At 68.1% G+C, this 25,830-nt stretch carries 20 protein-coding genes and 1 tRNA gene; 9 read left to right on the top strand and 12 right to left on the bottom strand.

Going from position 1 to position 25,830, the window contains the following annotated elements:
- The first annotated feature begins 31 nt into the window (after nt 1-31).
- The 4 genes from NS334_RS03815 to gltB all read left to right on the top strand — a co-directional run bounded on the left by NS334_RS03815 (nt 32) and on the right by gltB (nt 7,537).
- Nucleotides 32-841 (top strand): undecaprenyl-diphosphate phosphatase, encoded by an 810-nt coding sequence (locus NS334_RS03815; RefSeq protein WP_058754661.1) that lies wholly within the window; start codon nt 32-34, stop codon nt 839-841.
- A gap of 155 nt (nt 842-996) precedes the next feature.
- Nucleotides 997-2,436, top strand: coding sequence for an NAD(P)-dependent oxidoreductase (locus NS334_RS03810; RefSeq protein WP_058754660.1), 1,440 nt, complete (start codon nt 997-999; stop codon nt 2,434-2,436).
- On the top strand, nt 2,433-3,011 hold the full coding sequence (locus NS334_RS03805; protein ID WP_058754659.1) for a DUF2059 domain-containing protein: 579 nt from the start codon (nt 2,433-2,435) through the stop codon (nt 3,009-3,011). Before NS334_RS03810 ends, NS334_RS03805 begins: the two co-directional genes overlap by 4 nt.
- Entirely contained in the window at nt 3,011-7,537 is a 4,527-nt protein-coding gene (gene gltB, locus NS334_RS03800; RefSeq protein ID WP_058754658.1) for a glutamate synthase large subunit, read from the top strand. Before NS334_RS03805 ends, gltB begins: the two co-directional genes overlap by 1 nt.
- A 148-nt stretch (nt 7,538-7,685) precedes the next feature.
- Here the strand turns inward: gltB and NS334_RS03795 are convergent, their stop codons facing one another.
- From NS334_RS03795 to NS334_RS03770, 6 genes are all read right to left on the bottom strand, one after another.
- Nucleotides 7,686-8,186: a hypothetical protein gene (locus NS334_RS03795; protein ID WP_153002576.1), complete on the bottom strand. Its 501-nt coding sequence runs from the start codon at nt 8,184-8,186 to the stop codon at nt 7,686-7,688.
- Between the two features lie 118 nt (nt 8,187-8,304).
- On the bottom strand, nt 8,305-9,744 hold the full coding sequence (locus NS334_RS03790) for a sugar porter family MFS transporter (protein WP_275044671.1): 1,440 nt from the start codon (nt 9,742-9,744) through the stop codon (nt 8,305-8,307).
- A gap of 72 nt (nt 9,745-9,816) precedes the next feature.
- On the bottom strand, nt 9,817-10,563 hold the full coding sequence (locus NS334_RS03785) for an SDR family NAD(P)-dependent oxidoreductase (RefSeq protein ID WP_058754656.1): 747 nt from the start codon (nt 10,561-10,563) through the stop codon (nt 9,817-9,819).
- On the bottom strand, nt 10,560-11,693 hold the full coding sequence (locus tag NS334_RS03780) for a fumarylacetoacetate hydrolase family protein (RefSeq protein ID WP_058754709.1): 1,134 nt from the start codon (nt 11,691-11,693) through the stop codon (nt 10,560-10,562). Before NS334_RS03780 ends, NS334_RS03785 begins: the two co-directional genes overlap by 4 nt.
- Before the next feature lie 95 nt (nt 11,694-11,788).
- Nucleotides 11,789-12,100, bottom strand: a complete 312-nt coding sequence (locus NS334_RS03775; RefSeq protein WP_058754655.1) for a hypothetical protein — start codon at nt 12,098-12,100, stop codon at nt 11,789-11,791.
- An 81-nt stretch (nt 12,101-12,181) separates the two neighbouring features.
- Complete coding sequence (locus tag NS334_RS03770) at nt 12,182-14,290, bottom strand: putative bifunctional diguanylate cyclase/phosphodiesterase (protein ID WP_153002575.1); 2,109 nt, start codon at nt 14,288-14,290, stop codon at nt 12,182-12,184.
- 189 nt (nt 14,291-14,479) lie between these two features.
- On the opposite strand from NS334_RS03770, the gene NS334_RS03765 reads away from it, so the two are divergent.
- Nucleotides 14,480-14,956, top strand: a complete 477-nt coding sequence (locus NS334_RS03765; RefSeq protein WP_058754653.1) for a GAF domain-containing protein — start codon at nt 14,480-14,482, stop codon at nt 14,954-14,956.
- Nucleotides 14,957-15,042: 86 nt separating this feature from the next.
- Complete coding sequence (locus NS334_RS03760; protein WP_083500234.1) at nt 15,043-15,432, top strand: response regulator transcription factor; 390 nt, start codon at nt 15,043-15,045, stop codon at nt 15,430-15,432.
- Nucleotides 15,433-15,436: 4 nt separating this feature from the next.
- Here NS334_RS03760 and NS334_RS03755 read toward each other — a convergent pair whose 3' ends face one another.
- Nucleotides 15,437-16,267, bottom strand: coding sequence for a D-alanyl-D-alanine carboxypeptidase family protein (locus NS334_RS03755; protein ID WP_058754651.1), 831 nt, complete (start codon nt 16,265-16,267; stop codon nt 15,437-15,439).
- Nucleotides 16,268-16,326: 59 nt separating this feature from the next.
- On the opposite strand from NS334_RS03755, the gene NS334_RS03750 reads away from it, so the two are divergent.
- The 3 genes from NS334_RS03750 (at nt 16,327) to NS334_RS03740 (ending at nt 19,524) form a co-directional block, all read left to right on the top strand.
- Entirely contained in the window at nt 16,327-16,890 is a 564-nt protein-coding gene (locus NS334_RS03750) for a DNA-3-methyladenine glycosylase (RefSeq protein ID WP_058754650.1), read from the top strand.
- Nucleotides 16,891-17,030: 140 nt separating this feature from the next.
- A complete protein-coding gene (locus NS334_RS03745) occupies nt 17,031-17,438 on the top strand; it encodes a DUF2946 family protein (protein ID WP_058754649.1) in 408 nt (135 codons plus the stop codon).
- Between the two features lie 94 nt (nt 17,439-17,532).
- Nucleotides 17,533-19,524: a TonB-dependent receptor gene (locus NS334_RS03740; RefSeq protein WP_058754648.1), complete on the top strand. Its 1,992-nt coding sequence runs from the start codon at nt 17,533-17,535 to the stop codon at nt 19,522-19,524.
- 48 nt (nt 19,525-19,572) lie between these two features.
- On the opposite strand, the gene NS334_RS03735 is transcribed toward NS334_RS03740, so the two are convergent.
- From NS334_RS03735 to NS334_RS03715, 5 genes are all read right to left on the bottom strand, one after another.
- A complete protein-coding gene (locus NS334_RS03735) occupies nt 19,573-20,349 on the bottom strand; it encodes a 3-keto-disaccharide hydrolase (protein ID WP_083500233.1) in 777 nt (258 codons plus the stop codon).
- Nucleotides 20,346-21,713: a Gfo/Idh/MocA family protein gene (locus NS334_RS03730; RefSeq protein ID WP_058754646.1), complete on the bottom strand. Its 1,368-nt coding sequence runs from the start codon at nt 21,711-21,713 to the stop codon at nt 20,346-20,348. Before NS334_RS03730 ends, NS334_RS03735 begins: the two co-directional genes overlap by 4 nt.
- A 107-nt stretch (nt 21,714-21,820) precedes the next feature.
- Nucleotides 21,821-23,485 (bottom strand): MFS transporter, encoded by a 1,665-nt coding sequence (locus NS334_RS03725; protein WP_058754645.1) that lies wholly within the window; start codon nt 23,483-23,485, stop codon nt 21,821-21,823.
- Between the two features lie 371 nt (nt 23,486-23,856).
- Complete coding sequence (tig, locus tag NS334_RS03720; RefSeq protein WP_058754644.1) at nt 23,857-25,497, bottom strand: trigger factor; 1,641 nt, start codon at nt 25,495-25,497, stop codon at nt 23,857-23,859.
- A 57-nt stretch (nt 25,498-25,554) separates the two neighbouring features.
- Nucleotides 25,555-25,639 (bottom strand) — tRNA-Leu (locus tag NS334_RS03715).
- Nucleotides 25,640-25,830: the final 191 nt, after the last annotated feature.

Below are 25,830 nucleotides of genomic sequence, written 5' to 3'. Positions count from 1 at the left end.
AGCCCGCGACACACCAGACGGGGGAACGCGCGTGACCGACCTGTTGACCATCATCCTGCTCGGCATCGTCGAGGGGGTGACAGAATTCCTGCCCGTTTCCTCGACCGGCCACCTCGTCCTCGCCGGCGCGCTGCTGGGCCTGTCGGAGGGCGACGCGACGTTCGACATCGTGATCCAGCTGGGCGCGATCCTTGCCGTGATCGTGCTGTTCTGGCGGCGCTTCCTGCGTGTCGGCACCGGACTGTTGCGGCGCGAACCGCCGGCCGTCCATTTCACGCGCAACGTCCTGCTCGGCTTCCTGCCGTCGGCGGTGGTCGGCGCGGTCGCCTATTCCGCGATCCGCGCCGTTCTGGAGGCGCCGGGGATCGGGCCGACGGTCGTGGCGATCGCGCTGATCGTCGGCGGCATCGCGATCCTGTTCATCGAGCGGGTCGCGCCGCGTGCCGAACCGGGCTCCGTCGAGACGATGCGGTGGAAGACCGCACTGGCGATCGGCGTCGTGCAATGCCTGTCGATGATTCCGGGCGTCAGCCGTTCGGGCGCGACGATCATGGGCGCGCGCGCGATGGGCGTCGATCAGGAGACGGCGGCCGAATTCAGTTTCTTCCTGGCCATCCCGACGATGATGGGCGCGACGACATTGGCGCTGTGGAAGAGCCGTCACGAATTGGGCGACGCGCACCTCTCCGCGATCGCGATCGGCTTTGTCGTTTCGTTCGTCGTGGCGATGATCGTGATCCGCTGGTTCATGGCGATCGTGACCAAGCATGGTTTTGCGCCATTTGCCTGGTACCGAATCATCATTGGCGTGATCGCGCTTGCCGCGCTCGCCCTGCGATAGGTATCGCATCGGGACTAATGTCGCACGCTACATGCGATCCTGTTGCAACTGCGGCGGCAACCCACCAGTTATTAGGTCAGCTTTGCTGCCGTACCGTCGAAAAAACGCGTGACACGCGCTGATGCATGTGAGATTTCGGCCACCGGAGGACACCGATGGCCGACATGCTGAAGTTCGTTGAACGCCCGCAATCCTATCCCGCGAAGCGCGTCGCCGCCGATCGCGCGGAGGACTTTCGCGAGATCGCCGAACGCTATGCCACGCCCGCAGCGGAGGATCAGGCCGGGCGCTGCTCGCAATGCGGCGTGCCCTATTGCTCGGTACATTGCCCGCTTCACAATCATATCCCGGACTGGCTGCGCCTGACCGCCGAGGGGCGGTTGCGCGAAGCCTATGAGCTGAGCAACAGCACCTCGACCATGCCGGAGATCTGCGGCCGCATCTGCCCGCAGGACCGGCTGTGCGAGGGCAATTGCGTCATCGAGTTCAGCGGGCACGGCGCGGTCACGATCGGCTCGGTCGAGAAGTTCATCACCGACACCGCCTGGGAAGAAGGCTGGGTCGAACCGCTGGTGGCCGGCCCGGCGCGCGGCCAGTCGGTTGGCGTGATCGGCGCGGGTCCGGCGGGGCTGAGCGCCGCGGAATATCTGCGCGGGCATGGGTATGAGGTGCACGTCTATGACCGCCACGATCGTGCCGGCGGGCTGCTGACCTATGGCATCCCCGGCTTCAAGCTGGAAAAGCCGGTCGTCATGCGCCGTGTCGATCGCCTGAAGGACGGCGGCATCGTCTTCCATGAAGGCTTCGAGGTCGGCCGCGACGCGACGCTGGACGAACTGCGCGCGCGCCACGACGCGCTGCTGATCGCCACCGGCGTTTATAAGGCACGCGCGATCGAGGTCGCCGGCAACGAGCTGAACGGCGTCGTCGCGGCGCTCGACTATCTGACCGCCTCGAACCGCAAGAGCTTCGGCGACCATGTCCCCGCCTTCGAGGACGGCAGCCTGAACGCGGCGGGGCGCAACGTCGTCGTGATCGGCGGCGGCGACACCGCGATGGACTGCGTCCGCACCGCGATCCGCCAGGGCGCGAAGAGCGTGAAGTGCCTGTATCGCCGCGACCGCGCCAACATGCCAGGCTCGCAGCGCGAGGTCGCCAACGCCGAGGAGGAAGGCGTCGAGTTCGTCTGGCTCTCCGCCCCCGCCAGCTTCGCAGGGAGCGACGGCAAGGTCACGGCCGTGCGCGCCAACAAGATGCGGCTGGGCGCTCCCGACGCCAGCGGCCGCCGCGCGCCCGAGGTCGATCCCGGCGCGGCCGAGGACATGCCCGCCGATCTGGTCATCAAGGCGCTGGGCTTCGATGCCGAGGAACTGCCGAAGCTGTGGGGCGCGGCCGAACTGGGCGTGACGCGCTGGGGCACGGTGCTGGTCGACAGCAAGACGCTGATGACCAGCCTGGACGGCGTGTTCGCGGCGGGCGACATCGTGCGCGGTGCCTCGCTGGTCGTCTGGGCCATCCGCGACGGTCGCGATGTGGCGGCGACGATGCATCAATATCTGAAGGCGCAGGCGAAGGCGGCGAAGGTGGCGGCATGATGCGCATCCTCCTCGCCGCAGCGATCGCGCTGTCGCCCGCCGCCGCCATCGCCCAAACTCCGGCAAGCGCCCCGGCGACCGCCGTCGATCCGGCCCGCCTCGCGGCGGCGACCGAGTTGCTCGACGTCCTGTTCCCGCCCGCTACGCGCGTGCAGATGATGGACGGCATGATGGCGCCGTTGATGATCAACCTGCGGCAGGGTTTCATGCAGAACCCGCAGTTCGCCGCCGAAATGACGAAGAACCCCAAGGTGAAGGCAGCCTTCGACCGCTTCGTCGACGCGCAGTTCGGTCGCAGCATGGAGATGATCCGCACCTCGCTGCCGGGCATGTTCGACGCGATCGCGCGCGCCTACGCCCGCCGGTTCGACGTGGCGCAGATGGGTGAGGTCGAACGGTTCTTCCGCACCCCGACCGGGAAGACGTACATGCAGGCGTCGTTGACGATCATGGCCGATCCCGATGTCGCCGCGTTCCAGCGCAAGATGATGGCCGACGCGATGACGCGCACGCAGGCCGATACCGCCGCCTTCGTCAAGGAAGTCGCGGCGATCCAGCAGAGCGAGAAGAAGTGATGACCGACAGCATCGACGCCCGCCGCGCCCAGCTCGCCGAACATGGCATGTACCGCCCCGAGTTCGAGGGCGATGCGTGCGGCGTCGGCCTCGTCGCAGCGACCGATGGCAAGCCGTCGCGCCGCGTGGTGCAGTCGGCGATCGACGCGCTGAAGGCGGTGTGGCACCGCGGCGCGGTCGATGCCGACGGCAAGACCGGCGATGGCGCGGGTATCCATGTCGACCTGCCGGTGCGCTTCTTCGACGATTGCGTCGCCGCGTCGGGTCACAAGCTGCTTCCGAACCGGCTGGCGGTCGGCATGGTGTTCCTGCCGCGCACCGATCTGTCGGCGCAGGAGACGTGCCGCACGATCGTCGAGTCCGAGGTGATCGGCGCGGGCTATACCATCTATGGCTGGCGGCAGGTGCCGGTCGACGTCTCGGTGATCGGGATGAAGGCGCAGTCGACCCGCCCCGAGATCGAGCAGATCATGATCGCCGGCCCGATGCCCGACGAAGTGTCGGCGGAGGAGTTCGAGAAGAACCTGTATCTGGTCCGCCGCCGCATCGAGAAGCGCGTGATCGCGGCGCAGATCCAGGGCTTCTACGTCTGCTCGCTGTCGTGCCGCTCGATCATCTACAAGGGGCTGTTCCTCGCCGAGAGCCTGTCGGTCTTCTACCCCGACCTGACCGATGCGCGGTTCGAGAGCCGCGTCGCGATCTTCCACCAGCGCTATTCCACCAATACCTTCCCGCAATGGTGGCTGGCGCAGCCGTTCCGGTGTCTCGCGCACAACGGTGAGATCAACACGATCCGCGGCAACAAGAACTGGATGCTCAGCCATGAGATCCGCATGGCCTCGATCGCGTTCGGCGAGCATTCGGAGGACATCAAGCCGGTGATTCCGGCCGGCGCGTCGGACACCGCCGCGCTGGACGCGACGTTCGAGGCGATCTGCCGTTCGGGCCGCGACGCGCCGACCGCCAAGCTGATGCTGGTGCCCGAGGCATGGCAGGACGGGCAGGACGACATGCCGCCCGCGCACGCCGCGATGTACCAGTATCTCGCTTCGGTGATGGAGCCGTGGGACGGCCCCGCCGCGCTGGCGATGACCGACGGCCGCTGGGTGGTCGGCGGCGTCGATCGCAACGCGCTGCGTCCGCTGCGCTATACGCAGACCGCCGACGGGCTGCTGATCGTCGGCTCCGAAGCGGGGATGGTCGTCGTGCCGGAGAGCACCGTCGTCGCCAAGGGGCGACTGGGGCCGGGGCAGATGATCGCGGTCGACCTGCACGAGGGTCGCGTCCTGCTCGACCGCGAGGTCAAGGACCGGATCGCCGCCGAGCAGGATTACGCCGCGATGATCGGCGAGTTCTCGACGATGGACGACCTGCCCCCCGCCCCGGCGGGCACGCTGACCCGCTACGACCGCGCCGAGCTGGCGCGGCGGCAGGTCGCGGCCGGGCAGACGATCGAGGACATGGAGCTGATCCTGTCGCCGATGGTCGAGACCGCCAAGGAAGCGATCGGCTCGATGGGCGACGACACGCCGCTCGCCGTCATCTCCGACAAGCCGCGCCTCATCAGCCAGTTCTTCCGGCAGAATTTCGCGCAGGTCACGAACCCACCGATCGATCCGCTGCGTGAGCGCTACGTCATGTCGCTCAAGACGCGCTTCGGCAATCTCGCCAACATCCTCGATACCGAGGATCGGCGCGAGCGCGTGCTGGTGCTCGAATCACCGGTGCTGACCTCGACCGACTGGGCGCGGCTGAAGGCGTATTTCGGCAATGCCGCCGCCGACATCGACTGCACGTTCGAGGCGGGCGGCGGCCCTGATCGCCTGCGCGCCGCGATCCAGCGCATCCGCAACCAGGCCGAACAGGCGGTGCGCGAGGGCAAGAGCGAGCTGTTCCTGACCGACGAGCGCATCAGCGAGGACCGCGTGGCGATCCCGGGCGTGCTGGCGGCGGCGGCGGTGCACACGCATCTGGTTCGCCGGGGTCTGCGCTCCTACGCGTCGATCAACGTCCGCGCGGCGGAATGCCTCGACACGCATTATTATGCGGTGCTGATCGGCGTGGGCGCCACGACCGTGAACGCCTATCTGGCCGAAGCGGCGATCGCCGACCGCCATGCGCGCGGGCTGTTCGGCAAGCTGTCGATCGAGGAATGCACCGCGCGCCACAAGAAGGCGATCGAGGAAGGGTTGCTCAAGATCCTGTCGAAGATGGGGATCGCGGTCATCTCCTCCTATCGCGGCGGCTATAATTTCGAGGCGGTCGGCCTCAGCCGCGCGCTGGTCAACGACCTGTTTCCGGGCATGCCCGCGAAGATCAGCGGCGAGGGCTATGCCTCGCTGCACGTCAACGCGACCGACCGGCACGAGGCGGCGTTCGATCAGGCGGTGGCGACGCTGCCGATCGGCGGCTTCTATCGCCAGCGCCACACCGGCGAGGCGCATGCCTATTCGGCGCAGCTGATGCACCTGCTGCAGACGGCGGTGTCGACCGACAGCTATTCCAGCTACCTGCAATTCTCGCGCGGGGTGTCGGACCTGCCGCCGATCTATCTGCGCGACCTGTTGCAGTTCAACTTCCCCAACGAAGGCGTCGCGGTCGATCAGGTCGAGGCGATTACCGAGATCCGCAAGCGGTTCGTGACGCCGGGCATGTCGCTGGGGGCGCTGTCGCCGGAAGCGCATGAGACGCTGGCGATCGCGATGAACCGCATCGGCGCGAAGGCGGTGTCGGGCGAAGGCGGCGAGGACAAGATCCGCTACACGCCGTATCAGAATGGCGACAACGCGAACTCGGTCATCAAGCAGGTGGCGTCGGGGCGCTTCGGCGTCACCGCGGAATATCTGAACGCCTGCGAGGAGATCGAGATCAAGGTCGCGCAGGGCGCCAAGCCCGGCGAGGGCGGGCAGCTGCCCGGCTTCAAGGTGACCGAGTTCATCGCCAAGCTGCGCCATGCGACGCCGGGCGTGACGCTGATCTCGCCGCCGCCGCACCACGACATCTATTCGATCGAGGATCTGGCGCAGCTCATCTACGACCTGAAGCAGATCAACCCGCGCGCGCGCGTCTGCGTCAAGCTGGTGTCCTCGGCGGGCATCGGCACCGTCGCGGCGGGCGTGGCGAAGGCGCATGCCGACGTCATCCTCGTCTCCGGCCATGTCGGCGGCACCGGCGCCAGCCCGCAGACGTCGATCAAATATGCGGGCACGCCGTGGGAAATGGGGCTGTCCGAGGTCAACCAGGTGCTGACGCTCAACGGCCTGCGCGGGCGGATCAAGCTGCGCGCGGACGGCGGGCTGAAGACCGGGCGCGACATCGTGATCGCCGCGATCCTGGGCGCGGAAGAATTCGGGATCGGCACGCTCAGCCTCGTCGCGATGGGCTGCATCATGGTGCGCCAGTGCCACAGCAACACCTGCCCGGTGGGCGTCTGCACGCAGGACGAGGCGTTGCGCGGCAAGTTCGTCGGCACGCCGGAAAAGGTCATCAACCTGATGACCTTCATCGCCGAGGAAGTGCGCGACATCCTCGCGCGGCTGGGCGTGCGGTCGCTCGACGAAGTGATCGGGCGCACCGAACTGCTGCGGCAGGTCAGCCGTGGTGCCGAGCATCTCGACGACCTCGACCTGAACCCGATCCTCGCCAAGGTCGATGCGACCGATGCCGAGCGGCGGTTCAGCCTGTCGACGTTCCGCAACGACGTGCCCGACAGCCTCGACGCGCAGATCATCAAGGATGCGGCGGCGGTGTTCTCGCGCGGTGAGAAGATGCAGCTGACCTATTCGGTGCGCAACACGCACCGCGCGGTCGGCACGCGGCTGTCGAGCGAGATCACGCGGACGTTCGGCATGTCGAAGCTGGCGGAGAACCATGTCACGATCCGCCTGCGCGGCTCGGCGGGCCAGTCACTGGGCGCGTTCCTGTGCAGCGGCGTCACGCTGGAGGTGTTCGGCGACGCCAACGATTATGTCGGGAAGGGGCTGTCGGGCGGCAAGATCGTCGTCCGCCCGGCGGTGTCCTCGCCGCTGCGCAGCCAGGACAACACCATCCTCGGCAACACCGTCCTGTACGGCGCGACCAGCGGCAAGCTGTTCGCGGCGGGTCAGGCCGGCGAGCGGTTCGCGGTCCGCAATTCGGGCGCGACCGTGGTGGTCGAGGGCTGCGGCGCGAACGGCTGCGAATATATGACCGGCGGCGTCGCGGTGGTGCTGGGCGAGGTCGGCGCGAACTTCGGTGCGGGCATGACCGGCGGCATGGCGTTCGTCTATGACCCGACCGGCAGCTTCGCGCGCCGCGCCAATCCCGAGAACATCGTGTGGCAGCGCGTCGCCGCCGCGCATTGGGAAGAAGTGCTGCGCGGGCTGGTCGCCGAACATGCGGTCGCGACCGACAGCCGCTGGTCGCGCGGATTGCTGGACGACTGGGCCCGCGTGATCGGATCGTTCTGGCAGGTCGTACCGCGCGAGATGCTGTCGCGGCTCAGCCATCCCCTCGACGATGCGGAAACGCTGGAAGCGGCGGAGTAAGGTTCCGGGCGAAGCCTGCCCGCAGCGATCGTAACTCCGGACTTGTCCTGGGGTCCACCGGACCGCAAACGCTGAAATCAGGGCGTCTGCGGCACGGTGCCCCCCGGAACAGGTCCGGCATGGCGGAGTGGCTTTTGCGATGGGCCGATTACGGCTGGGGTGATGCGCTCGGCCGACGCCACACGAGCCACGCCGCAACCGCAGCGATCGCGAGAACCGGCCACCCGCCATCGGTGCGCCACAAATACCCTGCTCCCACGACCGATACGGCAAGCGTCAGCAGCGCCGCGACCACTGGCGCGTGGAGCCGCCGCGCCAGCCACGCCGCCACACCGATCGCCGCGAGCGCGTTGATCGCCAGCCACGCATAGGATGCCCCCGGCGACAGCGCGCCGACGAACGGCAGCTTGATCGTCGCATAGCCGATCATCCGGTTCGGAAAGGTGTCGGCCGCCAGATGCAGGCCAATCCCCGCCCCCATCCCGCACGCGGCGGGTTGCCAGTGTCGACGCGTCAGCAGCAGACAGGCCGGCAGGGCGCTGTGCGTCATCGCGCTGCGGTGCCCAAGCCATAGATGCAGGTCGACGTCGGGCAGCGTCAGCCCGATCGTGAAGGCGAGGATGGTCAGGGCGGCGGCGACCAGCGGCATCATCGTCCGGTGGCATGTGGCCGCGCGAACGTCAAAGCCGCCGCTCCAACATACGTCACCCCGGCCATCGCCGGGGTGACGTCTCTACAGAACGTCGCCGCGACCGGCGACGAGGCGATCAGCCCTGCATGTCCTCCAGCTCGCGCCCGCGCGTCTCATGCACCATCTTGCGGACGAAGAAGAACGAGATCGCGGCGAACAGCGCATAGCCGGTGTAGGTCACCGCCAGCCCCGGCGACACGACCAGCGCCGGGAAGGTCACCGAGATCACCGCATTGGCGATCCACTGCGCGAAACCCGCGACCGCGAGGCCCGAACCACGGATCTGGTTCGGGAACATCTCGCCCAGCATCACCCACATGACCGGGCCCCAGCTGGCGTTGAAGAAGATCACATACAGGTTCGCCGCGATCAGCGCGATGACGCCATTGTTACCCGGCAGGCTGACCGCGCCCGCCGCGTCGGTGACGGCGGTCGAGAAGGCCCAGGCGACCACCGCCAGCGTCACCGCCATGCCCGCCGAGCCAATCAGCAGCAGCGGCTTGCGCCCGATCCGGTCGACGGTGAAGATCGTGAAGATACAGGCCCCGATCGACAGCACGCCCGACAGGATGTTGGTCTGCAGTGCATAATCCTCGGAGAAGCCGACCGCCTCCCACAGGGTCGCCCCGTAATAGAAGACGACGTTGATGCCGACGAGCTGCTGGAACACGGCCAGGCCGATGCCCGCCCAGACGATCGGGCGGATCTTGCCGGTCGCGCGGTCCTTCAGGTCGGACAGCTTGGGACGGTGCTGATCGGCGGCCAGGCTGCCGCGGATGTCGGTGACCTTGCGATCGGCCTCGGCCGTGCCGAACAGGCGGGTCAGCACCTTGTGCGCCTCGGCATCCCGCCCCTGCGCGACCAGATAGCGCGGGCTTTCCGGGATCACGAACAGCGCCACGAGGTAGATCGCCGCCGGGATCGCCTGCAGCCAGAACATCCAGCGCCATGCCTGGAACCCCAGCCAGAAATCGGCGGTCGAGCCGCCGGCATAGCGGGCCAGCGCGAAGTTCGCGACGAACGCGCCGGTCAGGCCGGTGATGATCATCACCTGCTGCACGCTCGACAAGCGGCCACGGATCGCCGCAGGGGTGACTTCGGAGATATAGACCGGCGAAATGACGCTGGCCGCGCCGACGCCGAGCCCGCCGACGATGCGGGCGAAGATGAAGATCGCCGACGAGCCGGCGGCACCGGCCAGCAGCGCGCTGCCGAGGAACAGGACGGCGGCCAGCATCATCACGCCGCGCCGCCCGATCCGGTCGGCGAGCCGCCCGGCCAGGAACGCGCCGATCGACGAGCCGACCAGGATCGCGCCGACATTGACCCCGATGCCGAGCTTGCCGAGGTCGAACGCGGCCTCCAGCCCCTTCTGCGTCCCGTTGATGACGCCCGAGTCATAGCCGAACATGAACCCGCCGATCGTGGCCACCGCCACGATCGCCGCGATGAACCCCATGTTCACCCGCGCCGCCGCACCCGGATCGCCGGGCGCACCCGCCGGCTCGCTCATCATCATCGCCATCCCGTCCCGCTCCCTCAATCCGATCTTGTTCTTGCTTAGTTTCAGGCGTTTGTCACCGGCGCTCTATCGCCACCCGGCATCCACGAAATAATCGTGTCCCGTGCACATCCGCGCATCGTCGGAAGCGAGGAACAGCGCCAGCGCGGCGACGTCGGCGGGCTGGATGCGCCCGTCGAGGCATTGCGCCGCGACGATCTCCGCCTCACCTTCTGGCGTGTACCATTTCTCCTGCCGCGGCGTCTGGACGTTGCCCGGTACGATCGTGGTAACGCGAATATTGTCGCGCCCCAGGTCGCGTGCGAGCCCGCGCGTCATCCCCTCGATCGCGGCCTTGGCGGTCTGATAGAGCACCAGATCGGGCAGGCCGAGGTGCCAGCTGATCGAACCGAAGTTAACGATCGCACCACCGCCCGACGCCTTCATATGCGGTACCGCCGCCTGCGCGGCGAAGAACAGGTGGCGAAGGTTCACCGCCATGCGGTCGTCCCAATATTGGGGCGTCACCTCGGCGACCGTATGCCGGTCATCGTTCGCGGCATTGTTGATGAGCACGTCGACGCCGCCGATCGCCTCGGCCAGCGTCGCGATCGTACCCGGCAGCGCATCGACATCGGTCAGGTCGCAACGATGGAAATGAACGCGGTCGCCCAGTCGTTCGGCCAACGCCGCCCCGGCTTCTTCCGCGACATCGACGAAGGCGATGTGCGAGCCCTGCCGCGCGAACGCCTCGACCAGACCCGCGCCGATCCCGGTCGCGCCGCCGGTGATGATGACCCGCTTGCCTTCCAGCGACGGATAGATCGCGCTCACTTGCCAGTACTCAGCAGCCCGCGCCGCACCAGATTGCGGAACAGCGCCCCGATCCCGTCCGTCCACGGCGCGGCGTCCTTCGACGTCACGACGCGGTTCGTCAGGCGGCCCAGCCGCTCGCTCTCGATCGTCACGCGGTCGCCGATCTTGTGGGTGAAGCCGCGCCCGACATCGTCGCGATCCTGCACCGGCGCGAAGAGCGTCCCGAGGAACAGCACGAAGCCGTCCGGATATTGATGCTCCGACAAGGTCTGGCGAACCAGGTCGAGCGGATCGCGGCTGATCTCCGCCATGTTGCTGACACCGTCGAGGACGTAGCCGTCCTCGCCCTGGATGTTCAGCCGCACTTCCGCATGGCGCACATCGTCGATCGTGAACGTGTCGTCGAACAGCCGCACCAGCGGACCGAGCGAGCAGGAGGCGTTATTGTCCTTCGCCTTGCCGAGCAGCAGCGCCGAACGCCCCTCAAAATCGCGCAGGTTGACGTCATTGCCCAGCGTCGCGCCGATCGCCTCGCCGCGGCTGTTCACCAGCAGCGCGACCTCCGGCTCCGGGTTGTTCCAGCTCGAATCGGAACGGATGCCGATCTCCGCATCGGGCCCGACCGTCGCCAGCACCGGCGCCTTGGTGAAGACCTCCGCGTCCGGGCCGATCGCGACTTCCAGGTATTGCGACCACAGTCCGTCCTCGATCAGCGCGCTCTTCAACGCCGCCGCCTCGGCCGTGCCCGGCACCACGGAACGGATCGAGCCGCCGACGCGCGCCTCCAGCCGCTCGCGGATCGCCGCCGCCGCCGACCAGTCGCCGCGCGCGCGCTCCTCGATCACGCGCTCGATCGCCGACACCGCGAAGGTGACGCCGCATGCCTTCACGCATTGCAGATCGACCGGGCTGAGCAGTTCCAGCCCCGCCGCGTCCAGTGCGCCGAGCGACCGTCCGCCAGCACCCGACAGATCACCCGCCTCGACCAGCATCGACAGGGTCGGCGCGACCGCCGACATGTCGAACGCCTCGCCCGCGATGACCAGCAGCGGGATCGGCCCGTCCGCCGTCGCCGCCCGCCCGACAAATCGACCCGACCGCCAATCGTGCGGCAAGCCCGACGCTACCGCGCCGTTCACCTGCGCCATCATCCCCTCCACGCTTCGCAACTTGATAGCGCTACCAACACCGGCGGCGCACTCATGTCAAGCTAGCGTGGCGCTTGGTGCCTTGTCGCCCCCCCTTAACGGCCCCGTCGCGCGAGCCACGGCGGGAGCGTGCGCGCGGGCGCCGGTCCGCGCGCCTGCGCGGTTCCACGACGCGCCAACCACGGCTTTGCGGGTTGCTCGCGACTCGAAGCGTCGTCCTCGACCTGCTCCCGCAGCGAGTGCAGGCTGCCGGCCATGTCGGCGATCTCGCGCTGGAGCCGCGCGTGCTCCCTCAAAAGTTCTTCCGCTTTCACAATATCATCGCCAGAAGCACCGCGACGACTCTGCGTTGCCGCGCTCGCCGGTCGCGTATCGCCACCGGGCAACATCAAGTTGTCGTCTCCCATCACCAATCCCCCCAAAATGCCCACATCCACTGTAAAGCAGCGGGATAGTGGGAGCAATTTGACGGGACCGGCCGCCGCGGCTCAGATCACCATTTTGGGGCATTGGCCGAAGCCGCCGCCGGCGATGTCGACGACATCCACGGGCTCACGGCTGGGACGCCCCAACAGATAACCCTGCACCTGATTCAGCGACCATTTGCGCAACAACGCCAGTTGCGCCTCATTCTCCACGCCTTCCGCGACCACCGGTATGCCCAGACTGGTGCCCAGCGCGACGATGCTGCGAACGATCGATGCCGACGGCGCATGGTCCAGCATCGTCATCACGAAGCTGCGATCGACCTTCAGTTTGTCGAAGCGGAAGTCCCGCAGGTTGCTGAGCGATGAATAGCCCGTACCGAAATCGTCCATCACGATCCGCGCGCCCTGATGCTGCAAGGTGCGCAGCACGGTGAGTACCGGCTGGCGACGATTGTCCAGCAGCGTCGCGCTTTCCGTGACCTCGAACTCCAGCCGAGTCGGCGCGATCCGATGGCGTCGTGCGAGCGCCAGCAGCTCATGCGCCAGCGCCGGTTGCCGGAACTGCAGCGCCGACAGGTTGAGCGCGAGCGTGATGTGCTCGGGCCACGCGCTGGCCGCCTCCATCGCGCGATCCGCCACCCATCGGCCGATCGCATCGATCCGGCCGCTCGCCTCCGCCAGCGGGATGAAGCGGTCCGGCGGGATCTCGCCCAGTTCGGGATGCGCCCAGCGAACCAGCGCCTCATGCCCGATCACCTCCAGCGTGGCGGTATCGGCGATCGGCTGAAAGGCGAGGTACAGCTCGCCGCGCTCGATCGCGCCGTCCAGATCGCGCGACAAACGCCAGCGCAGCCGCACCTCCTCCTTGAACTGGTCGTCGAAGAAGCGCGCGGTATGCCGCCCCTCCGCCTTGGCGCGATACATCGCCATGTCGGCGAGGTTATAGAGCTCCTCGCGCTCCTGCGCGGCGCCGGACAGGGCGACGCCGATGCTCATCTGCACCGGCACCGTATCGCCGACGGTCGCCTCGCACGCGCGCAGAATGCGCCTGACCAGCGCCTCGGCCGCGTCCGGCTGCGCACCGCCGACCTGGATGATCGCGAACTCATCCCCGCCCAGTCGTGCGACGAGGTCGCTGGCGCGCACGCACCCGCTCAACAGCCGGGCGGCGCTGCACAACGCCTCGTCGCCGCCAGCATGGCCGAAGCGATCGTTGATCGACTTGAACTCGTCCAGGTCGATCGCAAACACCGCCAGCCGCTCGCCGATCCGCGTGGCGCGCACCAGCTCCTGCTTCAGCCGCTCCTCGAACAGCAGGCGATTGGGCAGGCCGGTCAGTACGTCGTGATGCGCCAGATAGTCGATGTGCCGCTCCGCCCGCTGCCGCAGCTCGACGGCGGCACGATATTCGCCGATGCCGCGTGCCAGGTCGCCGAGCTCGTCGTGCCGCGTCGCGCCGGGAACATGCGCGCCCGCATCCGCACCGGCGCTGAGCTGACGCACGCGCTCGGCGATCGCGACGATCGGTTTGATGACCTGTCGCCGCAGCCACAGGGTGCAGGCGAGCAGGAAGAGCAGCACCGCCACCGCGCCCGCCAGGATTCGCCACATGCGGCGCCTCAGCTCCACCGAATTGTTTCTCACCGTCGCCGCGATCCGCTCGACCAGCCGCTCGCGCACCGCCGTCCGGCGACTCTCCAGGTGACGTAGCGCCGCCAGGAATGCCGGCATGTCGGGCCCGATCCGTTCCGGTGCACGCCGCGCCTCCGTCAGCAGGCCGAGGCTCAGTGCCGCGAACCGTGTCTCGGCGATCCGCCGGGCGTCCATGAGCGCCCGCAGGTCGGCGGACACTTCCGGGTCGGCCGGGGCCGCCGCGACACCATGTCGAAAGAAGCGCAGCGCCTCCGCCACCGAAGCCCATTGCCGGGGAGTAATCGCGCGCTCCTGCTCGGCCAGCCGGGTGACCTCGCCCACCCCCAGCCGCAGCCGCCGCTGCCGCTGATCCTGCCGATCCTCCAGCTGCAACAGCCCGGCCAGCCGTCCCGCGGCGGCATTCTCCGCGCTGATGTGATGCGCCAGCAACGATCCGCCCAGCACAAGCAGCAGCCCCAGCGTCAGGACGGCGCCGAAAGCGACAGCAACGCGGGTAGAAATGGATGTCGGCAGCACACAACCTCCGCGGGCGGTCCGACGTAACGGAAAAGGCGTTACTTCTTTATGAGCGTGCCCCGCCCGGCGCAACAGCGACCCCGGCATCCACATGGGCCGGCGACAGCGCTCTCCGCGCGCTTGGTGCTTGACTCACCCGCCGCCAGACCAGAAAATATAGAACTATTAAGGGGCTACAAGCGAGTGTTGATGAGCAGCGCGATGATCGCCGAAGAGGCTGCCCGGCAGGCCGCGGTGGATCGTCTGGATCTGCCGTCCAAACGCTGGGACGAACGGCTGCAACGCATCGCGGCGCGCGCGGCGGAGGTGGCGGCGACTCCGATCGGCGCTATTTCCGTCGTCGACCGTGCCCGGCAGTGGATGATCGCCAAGCGCGGCCCGGTCGCCGACGAAGTGCCGCGCGAGATATCGTTCTGCGCGCAGGTGATCCATCAGCCTGGGGAGCCGCTGGTGGTGACCGACGCCTCGCGCGATCCCCGCTTCGCCACCAACCCGGCCGTGGCTCACGCGCCGTTCGTCCGGTTCTACATCGGCATCCCGCTGGTGGATCGCGCCGGTTATCCGCTGGGTGCGCTCTGCGTCATCGACCATCAGGCGCGCGATCGCCTGCCCGACCTGTACGAACTGGCGGCGCTGGCGCGTGAGGCGGAGCGGATCATGGCCTGAACGAATTGTGCCAAATTGGGCCTCGGCAGAATAGCTTTGCTGCTGTAATCGGTTGCGGTGCGCGCCGCGAACCGGCGCGTCGGGCGATGACGACGGGAGGACGGGTGGCGGGTCGAAAGTGCATCATGCTGGTGGAGGACACACCCAGCCACCGGAAACTCTACGCATCATGGCTTGAGATCGGCGGATACGACACGCACGTCCTGGAAGACGAGCGCGACGCGCAGCGTCGTGCCGAGGACGTCCGCCCCGACGCGATCATCGTCGACATCCGCCTGCCGAACCTGAGCGGGCTGGACGTGATCGAGGGGTTGAAGACGACCGAGACGACGCGCACGATTCCGGTGATGGCGCTGACGGTGCTCGACAGCCCGCAGGACAAGGAGGCTTGCCTGGCCGCCGGCGCCGACGCATTCGTGACCAAGCCCGACCATATCGCGACCTTCCTCGACCGGATCTCCGGGCTGCTCGCCTGATCGGCTAGCGACGCGCGCCGCGCGCGCGCGGCTCGGTGAAGCCGACCTCCATCAGGTTGGCGACCAGCACGTCGCGTGCGCTGCCCGACGGCGCCCCCATGACCACCACGATCACCCGCCGGCTGGCGCGCCGGGCGGACGCGGCCAGGTTGAAGCCGGCCTCGACCGTATAGCCGGTCTTCAGCCCATCCAGCCCGACCACCTTGCCCAGCAGCTTGTTATGGTTCTCGCGCTGATGCCCTTCCCAGGTGATGCGGCGCGTCGAGAACAGTTTGTAGCGCCCGGCATGGGCACGGATCAATTGCCGCGCCAGGATCGCCATGTCGCGCGCCGTGGTCCGCCCCGCACTCGGCGCCAGCCCGGTCGCGTTGCCGAAGGTCGTGTCCGCCATCCCGATCGCCTTGGCACGCGCGTTCATCCGGCGCACGAACGCGCGCTCGTTACCGGCCAGGTGATCGGCGAGCGCCACCGCGATGTCGTTGGCGGAGATCACCGCGATCGCGCGCAACGCGGCGTCGAGCCGGATCGTCCGGCCGCGCCGCAACCCCAGCCGCGACGGCTGCTGCCGTTCGCCCGCCGCGTCCATGCGGATCGGCGTGGATGGCTTCAGCGTGCCCGCATCCAGTGCCTCGAAGGCCAGCAGCAGCGTCATCATCTTGGCGAGCGAGGCGGGGGGCCGGGATCGCCCGGCATTGTCCTCGTCCAGTATCTCGCCGGTGCCGGCATCCATGACGATCTGCGACACGGGCGCGCGGGGCGCGGCGGTGACGGCGGAGGGGCAGAAGGCGGCGAGCAGGAACAGCACCGCCGGGGCGAAACGCGACGCATACGGCATGGCATGGCGCTTAACCGATTTGCGCGCGCATCTCCACCGCCGGCGCCTATATCGCGACCATGGACCGCTCCTTCTTTTCCCGCGACGTGGTGACGGTGGCGCGCGCGCTCATCGGCGTGACGGTGACGGTCGACGGCGTCGGCGGGGTGATCGTCGAGACCGAGGCCTATGACGCGGCGGACCCGGCTTCGCACAGCTTCGCCGGGCCGAAAGCGCGCAACGCGACGATGTTCGGCCCCGCCGGCGCGGCCTATGTCTATCGCATCTACGGCCTGCACCATTGCCTGAACGTCACCTGCGGCGATGGCGCGGCGGTCCTGATCCGGGCGCTGGCACCGACCGATGGCGTGGCGACGATGCAGGAGCGGCGCGGGATCAGCGTTCGGTCGGCGTCGCTCTGCGCGGGACCGGGGCGCCTGTGCAGCGCGCTGGACATCGACCTGGCCTTCGATGGCAAACCGCTGGACGCGCTGCCGTTCGCATGGCGCGACCGCGCGGTGGCGCCGCCGATCCTGGCCACCCCCCGCATCGGCATCACGCGCGCCGCCGCGACGCCGTGGCGCTTCATCCTGCCCGGGTCGCCCTCGCTCAGCCGGCCGGCTCCTGCCGCCGATCGCCGTTAACGCGGCGGTGACGGTGACGCGCTATGCCGCACGATCGTTGGAGGAGCGTGATGCCAGGCTTGCCGCCGTCCATTGCAACAGGATCCCTGTGCGACCTGCAGCCGGCTGACAAAGCGGTGCGGGTGGGATAAGCCGCGCCCGTGTCGACGATCCGCCGCCTGCTGCTGACACGCCCCGCCCTCGTCGCGCTGCTGTGCACGGCGATGCTGGCGCTGCGCCTGCTGGTGCCGGTCGGCTATATGCTCGCCGAGCAACAGGGGCGGATCGCGATCATCGTGTGCCCCGGTGTCACCGCCCGGACGATCGCCCACATGGCGATGCCGGGGCACGACACGCATGAGGCGCCCGCCGGGCATGATCGCGGTGCGGAGGGCGTCTGCGCCTTTGCCGGTCTTTCCGCGCCGATGCTGGCCGCGATCGATGCCGTCCTGCTCGTCGTGGCGCTGGCGCTGGTCGCCGCCGCCGTGCTGCGCCGGGTGCCGGACGTTACGCCGTGCGCGCGGCTTCGGTTACGGCCGCCGTTACGCGCCCCGCCCCTGCCCGCCTGAACCGACCGGATCAACGTCGCGCATCGCTGACCAAGCGCGTGCGCGCTTCCCGGCTCGCCTCGTTCTGGCGGGTCGTTCAGGGGGAATCGTCACCATGTATCGCTATCTGCTGCCCGCGCTGTGCGCCGGGCTGTCCACCACCCCTGCGCTTGCGCAGGACCAGCAACCCGACACGCAATTCACGGTCGGCGACATCATCGTCACCGGCCGCGCCGCGCCGCGCTCGACCGAGAATGTGCTGACCTCGGTCGACATTCTGGGCGGCGACATCGCGCAACGCCAGAATGTCGACAACGCGTGGGAGCTGTTCGCGCGGTTGCCGGGCGTGGTCCTGACCGACTTCGGACAGGGCACGACCTCCGGCCGCTTCTCCATCCGCGGCTTCAACGGAGAGGGAGAGATCAACGCCGTGAAGCTGCTGATCGACGGTGTTCCGTCGAACGACAGCGCCGGCCGGATGGACTTCATCGACATGATCTCGCCGCTCGACATCGCGTCCGTCGAACTGGTTCGCGGCACGTCGGACCCGCGCTGGGGGCTGCACGCGATCGCCGGCAGCGCCAACGTCCTGACCCGCCAGGGCGGCACCTACCTGGACACGCGGGTGCTCGGCGGCGCGTTCGGCACGCTCGACGCGCAGCTCGCGGCGGGCGCGGAGACGGGCGCCTTGTCGCAGAATTACCTGCTCGGCTACCGCCGCAGCGGCGGCTTCCGCGACCACGGCGACCTGGAACGGCTGAACATCGCGGGCAAATGGTTCTACACCGCCGGCACGACGAAGCTGGGGCTGACCATGCGCCATTCGCGCAGCACGGGGGATGAGCCGGGCTATCTCACCGACGCCGACGCTTATGGCGAGCGCCGCCGCTCCTATTCCGTGTCGGACAGCGACGGCGGCCGGCGCCAGTTGTCGCAATATGCGCTGCACCTGCAGGCGACCCCGGCCACGAACCTGACACTGAGCGCCCACGGCTATGCCAACCGCATCGATGACGATCGCTACGTCCGCTTCTCCGCGCAGGTGTCGCAGCAGCGGCGGCTGACGCATGAACGCCAATATGGCATCGTCTCCGCGCTGCACTGGCACGCCAGCGACTGGATGATGGCGGAGGTCGGCGGCGACGTGCAGTGGCAGGACAATCGCAGCCTGCGCTGGACCACCGCCGCGCGCCGGCTGGTCGCCGCGACCCGCGACCAGCGATATGCCACGACCGTCGGCGGCGGATACGTGCAGGCGATCGTCACGCCGGTGTCGTGGCTGACGGTGACGCCGGCCTGGCGGCTGGACCGGGTCGGCGGCGACTTCACCGACCGGCGGAGCGGGCGCAGCTATCCCGCGAACGATTACGGGACGATCAGCCAGCCGAAGCTGTCGGTCGCGCTCACCCCGCTGCCGGGCGTCACCGCTTATGGCAATTACGGCCGGACGTTCCAGATCGGGGTCGGATCGGGCGCCTATGTCATCCCGCCGCGCGTCCGCGATCTGGCGCCGTCGATCAACACCGGCTGGGAGGCCGGCGTGCGGCTGGCGCGCGGTCGCTGGCTGACCGGACGCATCGCCGCGTGGCAGCAGGTGGCGAGCGGGGAGCTGAAGCGGCGGCTGAACGATCCGGCGGGCGAGTTCGACAATCTCGGTCGCACACGCCGGCGCGGGGTCGATGTCGAAGTGTCGGTTCAGCCGACCCGCGACCTGTCGCTATGGGGCAGCTGGTCGCATCAGCGCGCGGTGATCGTCACCCCCGATCCCGCCAGCCCGGCGCAGGCCGGCAACCTGATCGATCACGTGCCGCAGAACGTCTATACCGCCGGGGTGGAATGGTCGCCGGGGGCGTGGCGCGTATCGTTATGGGGCAACGGCCAGTCGTCCTACGAGCTGACCACCGCCAACGCGCAGGGCCGCTACGGGGCCTATACGCAGATCACAGCCGAGCTGGCGCGCGCGCTCGACCGGCATGTCGAACTGTCGGTGCAGGTCCGCAACCTGACGGACGATCGCTACGAATATGTCTGGTTCGATGGTGCGCAGCGGCTGCACGCACCGGCCGATCCGCGCGCGCTGTTCGGCGCGGTGCGCTTCCGGCTGTAGCGGGTTCGCCCGTCACCACGGCTGAATAGCGGGGTGACGGGCGTCCGGTCAGTCTGGCAGGTCGCGTACCCAGATGTTGCGGAAGCTGATCGGCGCGCTCGGGTCGCCGTGATCCTGCAACTTGATCGATGCCTTGCCATGCGCGGTATATTTCGGCTGACCGATATAGGTCGTCGCGCCACGCAGCTCGGTGTGGTTCTGTACCAGCACGCCGTTGACGTAGGCGGTGACGAACGCCGGCCGCGTCACCGTGCCGTCGGCACCGAATTGCGGCGCGCTCCACGTCACGTCCACGGTCTGCCACTCGCCCGGCTTGCGGGCGGGGTTCGCGAGCGGCGGGGTCTGCTTGTACACCGCCCCCAGCTGTCCGTTGACGTAGGTGGGGTTGTTGTAGCTGTCCATGATCTGCAGCTCATACCCCTCGTCCCCCTTGCCGGTGGACGCCAGGAACAAGCCGCTGTTGCCACGCGCCTGCCCCTCACCGGTGATGCCGGCCGGGATCCTGTACTCCAGATGCAGCTGATAGCTGCCGAAGGTGCGCTTGGTCTGGATATTGCCGGTGCCCTTCTTCACCGTCACCGCGCCGTTCGCAACCGTCCAGCCCGCCGCGCCGCCGGTGTTGACTGCCGACCATTGATCCAGTCCCTTGCCGTCGAACAGCACGATCGCGTCGGCCGGCGCGGCCCATCCCGCGAACGCGCCCGGCGTCACCACCGGCACCGCCGGCGACCATTGCTCGGTCGCCTTCGGATCGCCCTCCGGCGTCTGCGCGACACTGGCCGATGCGGCGAGCAGCAGCCCGGTGCCCAGCACGATACCCTTCATAGCTCCCATCCCTTTCGATACTCCCGATCCAGATAGCGGTTCGCATCCGGGACGTTGGTAACGCGTCCGGCGACCCCGTCATAGTCGATTGGCACGCCAGCACGCAGCGCGACGCCGCCCAGCAGCATCGTCTCGGTCAGCGGCTGCGCGACCGCGAAGGGCGAGGAGATCGCCTCCTCGCCCCGGATCGCGCGAATCCAGTTCATCTCATGACCCCGGATGCCGTCGCGGATGCGCGGCAGCGACACCGGAACGACCTGCGCACGCTCGGCGACGCCGTCGCCGATCAGCGTCGGCTTCTCGCCATAGGTTTCGTGCATCAGCATGCCCTTGTCGCCGATGTAGAGCACGCCCCCGCCCGGATCCATCCGCGCGCCCGCCGGCATTCCCGGCGGGGTCGGCGGCATCAACCCGCCATCGTACCAGGTCATGCGGATCGGCCCGCCCTTCGCATTCCCGAAATCGAAGAAGGTGACGGTGGCGAGCGGATAGCTGCCGTCCGCCGGGCTCTTCGGCGTTCCCCACGGGCTATGCCGCGTCTCGACGCGCGTCGGCAGCCCCAGCTCGAGCGCCCAGACGGGAAAGTCGACGAGATGCGCGCCCATGTCGCCCAAAGCACCGGTCCCGAACGGTGCCCAGCCGCGCCAGTTGAAGTGCGCATAGATCGGGTTGTAGCCCCATTCGACCGGCGCCGGCCCGCGCCACACGTTCCAGTCGAGCGAGGCCGGGGTCGCCACCGCCTCCGGGCGCGCGATGCCCTGCGGCCAGATCGGGCGGTTGGTCCACACCTGCACCTCGCGCACGCGGCCGATCGCGCCGCCACGGATGATCTCCACCGCGCGGCGCCCGTCGTCGCCCGAATGGCCTTGATTGCCCATCTGCGTGACCAGCTTCGGGTTGCGTCGCGCCAGATCGGCCAGCACGCGGCCCTCGCGGACCGTGTAGGTCAGCGGCTTCTGGACATAGACGTGCAGCCCGCGCTCCATCGCCCATTTCGCGGCAACCGCGTGGTGATGATCGGGCGTCGCGATCAGCACCGCGTCCACATCCTTCCGCGCGTCGAACATGCGGCGGTAGTCCGCATATTTCTCCGCCTTATCGTATGCGGCCTTCAACGCGGCACGCTTCGGATCGGCGACCGCCTTCGCGACATGCGCCATGTCCGGATCGGCCATCGCGACGATATTTTCGCCGGTCAGCCGCTCCATATTGGCCGCGCCCATCCCGCCGGCACCGATCACCGCGACATTGACGCGATCGTTGGCGGCGCGACGGCGACGCTTCTGCGCCCCCGCCGGTGCGGCCGAAAGGCCGGCGGCCAGCGCGGCGGCCCCGCCCAGCCAGCTTCGGCGGTCGATCGTCATGGCATCCTCCCGGTCTTCTGTCGTGCGACGAGAATGGAAGAAAGACTGTCCTGACTCAAGAAGTTATCATGTCACACGTCTCGCCGCGCCGTGCCGCCCGGCATGGCTCACGCATCGATATCGCGCTGGAACGTCTCGGGCAGGAACAGCAGCCCCAGGATCAGCGTCACCGCCGCCAGCACCACCGGATACCACAGCCCGTAATAGATATCGCCGGTCGCCGCGACCATCGCGAAGGCGGTGGTCGGCAGGAAGCCGCCGAACCAGCCGTTGCCGATATGATAGGGCAGCGACATGGAGGTGTAGCGGATCCGCGTCGGGAACAGCTCCACCAGCAACGCGGCGATCGGACCATAGACCATCGTCACCAGCAGGACCATGAACCACAGGATCGCGACGACCTTGACCGTGTTCATGCCCGTCGCCTTCGCCGGATAGCCAGCGGTGGCGAGCGCGTCCTTCAACTGCTCCTGATAGGCGGCGATCGCCGCCTTGCGCGCGTCGCCCTTCACCTGCGCCGGATCGGGCGCGACGAAGGTCTGGTCGCCGACCCGGACCTGCGCGATCGTCCCGGCCGGCGCTTCCACGTTGCGATAGGTGATGCCGTTCTTCGCCAGATAGGATTTGGCGATGTCGCAGCTGCGCGCGTCGAACTTGTTGCGGCCCACCGGGTCGAACTGGAACGAGCAATCCGCGTCGTGGCTGACCACCGTCACCGGCGACGCCGCCTGCGCGCGCGCCAGCGCCGGATTGGCGGCGTCGGTCAGCGCGCCGAACAACGGAAAATACGTCAGGCAGGCCAGCGCGCAGCCCGCCATGATGATCGGCTTGCGGCCGATGCGGTCGGACAACCAGCCGAAGAAGACGAAGAACGGCGTCCCCAGCCCCAGCGCGACCGCCATCAGCACGTTCGACGTCGCCCCATCGACCTTCAGCATCTTCTCGAGGAAGAACAGCGCGTAGAACTGACCGGTGTACCATACCACCGCCTGCCCCATCGCGGCGCCGAACAGCGCGATCAGCACGACTTTCAGATTGCCCCAGCGCCCGAACGCCTCGGTCAGCGGTGCCTTGGAGGTGGTGCCTTCCTCCTTCATCTTCAGGAACACCGGGCTTTCCGACAATTGCAGCCGGATCCACATCGACACGCCCAGCAGGACGATCGACACGAGGAACGGCAACCGCCAGCCGAAGCTGCCGAACATGTCCTCGCCCAGCAGGGTCCGAAAGCCGATGACGATCAGCAGCGCGGCGAACAGCCCCATCGTCGCGGTCGTCTGGATGAAGCTGGTGTAGAGGCCGCGCTTGTCGTGCGGAGCGTGTTCCGCGACATAGGTCGCTGCCCCGCCATATTCGCCGCCCAGCGCCAGCCCCTGCAACAGCCGCAGCGCAACCAGGACCACCGGCGCGGCGACGCCGATAGTGGCATAGGAGGGCAGCAGACCGACCGCGAAGGTCGACAGGCCCATGATCCCCATCGTCACCAAGAACGTGTTCTTGCGCCCGACCAGATCGCCGATCCGCCCGAAGACGAGCGCCCCGAACGGCCGCACCGCAAATCCGGCAGCGAAGGCGCCGAGCGCGAGGATGAAGCCGGTCGTCTCGTTGACGCCGGAGAAGAACTGCTTCGAGATGTTCGTCGCCAATAGGCCGTACAGATAGAAATCGTACCATTCGAACACGGTGCCCAGCGACGACGCGCCGATCACCAGTTTCTCGTTCTGGTTGGAGGACAGCGAACCGCCCCCGCTGTTCCCGAATGTCGTCGCCACGCCCTCTCCCGATCCCCGCTGTACGGATGATGTCGGGCGCCATGCTGATGAAGGAACGCGCCGTCGTCCACCGAAATTGCGCCGGGGCGGCGGGATCGCGCTGCGCTGGTGGCCAGCGACAGGAGAAGGATTTGTGCACGCAGAGATGCGGAGTCACGGGGTTTGCCGTCGCTCCAGCGCAGGCTGGGGTCACCGTGAGCACGACGGACGTCCTTTCTCCTCCGCGCGAGCGCCCCCTCCGGGGCGGTCCCCAAATGCGCGAAACCCAGCCACACCGTCGCGGTGAGACTGGGTTATCGTGCGATCCGATCCGCGATCGTGCGGACGGAAGGAGGAAGCCGGTCCGCTCGACCGGCCACCGTTATCGCAGCTTAGGCGGCCGGCTTCTTGGCGCGCGGCTTCTTCGCCGGTGCCGCGTCCGCCTCGACCGGGACGTCGGCAGCGGCCTCGCCCTCGGTCGGCGCGGCCTTCTTGGCGCGCGGCTTCTTCGCCGGAGCGGCCTCCGCCTCGGTCACCGCGCCAGCGTCGTCGTCCTTGGCGACCGGCTTCTTCGCGGCCGCCTTCTTGGCCGGCTTGGCCTCGGCGCCTTCGCCCTCGGCGGCCGGCTCGGCCTTCTTCTTGGCGCGGGTCTGCTTCGGCTTGTGGTTGTCGTGATCGTGGCTGTGCGTGCCGGTCGCGAAACCGTCCTCGCTCTCGATCGCGGCTTCCAGCTCTTCCTTGGTCGTCTCGCGGTCGGTGATCTCGGCCTTGTCGAACAGGAAGTCGACGACCTTGTCCTCGTACAGCGGCGCGCGCAGCTGCGCGGCGGCCATCGGGTCCTGCTGGACGTACTGGATGAAGCGCTGACGATCCTCGGGGCCGTATTGCTGCGCGGCCTGCATCAGCAGACGCTGCATCTCCTGCTGCGTCACCTCGACGCCGTTCGCCTGACCGATCTCGCTGAGGAGCAGGCCCAGACGCACGCGGCGCTCGGCGATCTTGCGATAGTCCTCGCGCTCCGCTTCCATCTCGTCGAGCGCCGCCTGCGGGTCGGGCTCGTGCGTCGCTTCGTGCTGGAGCTGCTGCCAGATCTGGTTGAACTCGGCCTCGACCATCGACGGCGGCACGTCGAAGTCATGCCCTTCGGCCAGCTGGTCGAGCAGCTTGCGCTTCATGTAGGTGCGCGTCAGGCCGTTGTTCTCCTGCTCGAACTGGCCCTTCACCAGCCCGCGGAGCTGCTCCAGGCTCTCGAGACCCAGGCTCTTGGCCATCTCGTCGTCGATCTGGCTCTCGCCGGCGGTCTTCACCGACTTGATCGTCAGGTCGAAGGTCGCGTCCTGGCCCGCCAGTTCCTTGGCGCCGTAATCCTCGGGGAAGCTCACCTTGATCTGGCGCTCCTCACCGGCCTTTGCGCCGACGACCTGCTCCTCGAAGCCGGGGATCAGGCGGCCAGCGCCGATCTCGACCGCCATGTCGGTCCCGGTGCCGCCGTCGAACGCCACGCCGTCCATCGTCTTGCCGACGAAGTCCATGACGACCTGATCGCCGGTCTCGGCGGCCTTGTCGCCCGCGTCTTCCCAACGCTTCGCGCCGTCTGCGAAGCGCTTCAGCTGCTCATCGATCGCCGATTCGTCGACCGGCACGGTCAGCCGCTCCAGCTTCAGGCCGTCGATCGCCGGCGCCGGCACCTGCGGCAGGACCTCCAGCTCGATCTTCAGCTCGGCATCCTTGCCGGACTCATAGCCCTCCGCCAGCTCGACGGTCGGCTGCATCGCCGGGCGAAGCTGCTTCTCGGCGATCAGCGCCTGGATGCCTTCCTGGATCGAGGTGTTCAGCGCGTCCTGCTCGATCGCGGGGCCGTGCATCTTCTTGACCAGGTTGGTCGGCACCTTGCCCGGGCGGAAGCCCGGCATCTTGATCTGCGGCGCGACGCGCTTCAACTCCGCATCGACCCGCTTGGCGATATCGCCCGCGGGGATGGTCAGGGTGTAGGCGCGCTTCAGGCCCTCGTTCAACGTCTCGACAGTCTGCATTGGCCGCTTTCGTCAGAAGAATTTCGTTAGTGGTGGCCACCCCGCTGGCGCGGGGACTGGTGCGGGCGAAGGGAATCGAACCCCCACATCTTGCGATACCAGAACCTAAATCTGGCGCGTCTACCAGTTCCGCCACGCCCGCTAGTCGGACACCGCCGGTCGGCGGGCTCTATACCGCGTTGCGTGCCGGGGCAAGGGCAACCACGGCCGGCGCGGGGCGTTGAAAGGCAAAAGGAGAAAAAGTCATGGCCACCAACCCCGGCGACCTGCCCGCCGACGTGCCGCAGCCGACGCCGCCCGCCACGCCCGACGCGCCCCCGCCCGAGGTGACGC

Origin of the sequence: Sphingomonas endophytica, assembly GCF_001476895.1 — a bacterium.
Lineage (GTDB): Bacteria > Pseudomonadota > Alphaproteobacteria > Sphingomonadales > Sphingomonadaceae > Sphingomonas > Sphingomonas endophytica_A.
The sequence above is the reverse complement of the archived record's forward strand: the minus strand, read 5'-3'. Positions and strand labels throughout refer to the sequence as shown.

What these genes read in the sequence shown, in the direction of transcription:
- NS334_RS03810 (WP_058754660.1), top strand. Translation starts at nt 997, where the DNA reads ATGGCCGACATGCTGAAGTTCGTTGAACGCCCGCAATCCTATCCCGCG.
- NS334_RS03805 (WP_058754659.1), top strand. Translation starts at nt 2,433, where the DNA reads ATGATGCGCATCCTCCTCGCCGCAGCGATCGCGCTGTCGCCCGCCGCC.
- gltB (WP_058754658.1), top strand. Translation starts at nt 3,011, where the DNA reads ATGACCGACAGCATCGACGCCCGCCGCGCCCAGCTCGCCGAACATGGC.
- NS334_RS03795 (WP_153002576.1), bottom strand. Translation starts at nt 8,186, where the DNA reads ATGCCGCTGGTCGCCGCCGCCCTGACCATCCTCGCCTTCACGATCGGG.
- NS334_RS03790 (WP_275044671.1), bottom strand. Translation starts at nt 9,744, where the DNA reads ATGATGAGCGAGCCGGCGGGTGCGCCCGGCGATCCGGGTGCGGCGGCG.
- NS334_RS03780 (WP_058754709.1), bottom strand. Translation starts at nt 11,693, where the DNA reads ATGGCGCAGGTGAACGGCGCGGTAGCGTCGGGCTTGCCGCACGATTGG.
- NS334_RS03775 (WP_058754655.1), bottom strand. Translation starts at nt 12,100, where the DNA reads ATGGGAGACGACAACTTGATGTTGCCCGGTGGCGATACGCGACCGGCG.
- NS334_RS03765 (WP_058754653.1), top strand. Translation starts at nt 14,480, where the DNA reads ATGAGCAGCGCGATGATCGCCGAAGAGGCTGCCCGGCAGGCCGCGGTG.
- NS334_RS03760 (WP_083500234.1), top strand. Translation starts at nt 15,043, where the DNA reads ATGACGACGGGAGGACGGGTGGCGGGTCGAAAGTGCATCATGCTGGTG.
- NS334_RS03755 (WP_058754651.1), bottom strand. Translation starts at nt 16,267, where the DNA reads ATGCCGTATGCGTCGCGTTTCGCCCCGGCGGTGCTGTTCCTGCTCGCC.
- NS334_RS03750 (WP_058754650.1), top strand. Translation starts at nt 16,327, where the DNA reads ATGGACCGCTCCTTCTTTTCCCGCGACGTGGTGACGGTGGCGCGCGCG.
- NS334_RS03740 (WP_058754648.1), top strand. Translation starts at nt 17,533, where the DNA reads ATGTATCGCTATCTGCTGCCCGCGCTGTGCGCCGGGCTGTCCACCACC.
- NS334_RS03735 (WP_083500233.1), bottom strand. Translation starts at nt 20,349, where the DNA reads ATGAAGGGTATCGTGCTGGGCACCGGGCTGCTGCTCGCCGCATCGGCC.
- NS334_RS03730 (WP_058754646.1), bottom strand. Translation starts at nt 21,713, where the DNA reads ATGACGATCGACCGCCGAAGCTGGCTGGGCGGGGCCGCCGCGCTGGCC.
- tig (WP_058754644.1), bottom strand. Translation starts at nt 25,497, where the DNA reads ATGCAGACTGTCGAGACGTTGAACGAGGGCCTGAAGCGCGCCTACACC.